This is a genomic window from Agrobacterium sp. MCAB5, assembly GCF_052114365.1.
Lineage (GTDB): Bacteria > Pseudomonadota > Alphaproteobacteria > Rhizobiales > Rhizobiaceae > Agrobacterium > Agrobacterium tumefaciens.
On sequence record NZ_JBFREP010000096.1, the window covers coordinates 1 to 704 of the forward strand.

Annotated in this window: 1 protein-coding gene and 1 pseudogene; both read left to right on the plus strand. The window is 54.4% G+C overall.

Annotated features, from left to right (window positions below):
• On the plus strand, nucleotides 1-330 hold a 330-nt coding region (locus AB4Z23_RS27515; protein ID WP_441361191.1), incomplete at its 5' end, for an extracellular solute-binding protein.
• An 11-nt stretch (nucleotides 331-341) separates the two neighbouring features.
• A pseudogene (locus AB4Z23_RS27520) lies at nucleotides 342-704 on the plus strand (ABC transporter substrate-binding protein); the annotation flags it as partial.

Below are 704 nucleotides of genomic sequence, written 5' to 3' on the forward strand. Positions count from 1 at the left end.
GCCAATCAGCAGGGCAAGCACTTCCAGATGTCCTGGACCAACCAGCTTTACGCTATGGATTTTTGGGCTATTCCCAAGGGCAGCAATACGAAGGCGGCATTTGATATTGTCACCTACATGACAAGCCCCGAGCCCCAAAAAGCATTTGCGGAAAAGATGGTCTATGGCGTCACGAACGCAAAGGCGACCGCCAGTATTTCTGCCGATATAGCCCCTCAACTTCCTACCGCTGAGAAGAACATGGCAGGCGCTGTGGCCCTGAACACCCCATTTTGGGTCGATCACGAAGAGGAGCTGCAACAACGATTCAACCGGTGGGTAGCGCAATGAGGAGGAACCCCATGCCATATCGTAAACTTTTCAGCGGGCTTATGCTGCTCGCATGCCTCGGCGTTACATCCGTGGCGCTGGCGGATTCAGGAAAACTGACCATAGTTGGTGCAGGTGGCGTGCTTCAGGACGCGGAGCGAAAAGCCTTTTTCGAACCCTTTGCGAAGTCCTCTGGTGTGAGCGTCACCGAAGACTCCTATTCAGGTCAGATGGCCAAGGTCCGTGCAATGGTAGCCAGCGGGAGCGTTTCCTGGGACGTCATGCAGGTCGAGCAGAACACGCTGCTGTCAGGATGCGCAGAAGGCCTGTTTGAAGAACTCGACTGGACTAGGATCGGTAATCAGGGAGACTTCATTCCTGAAGCTTACAGCGAG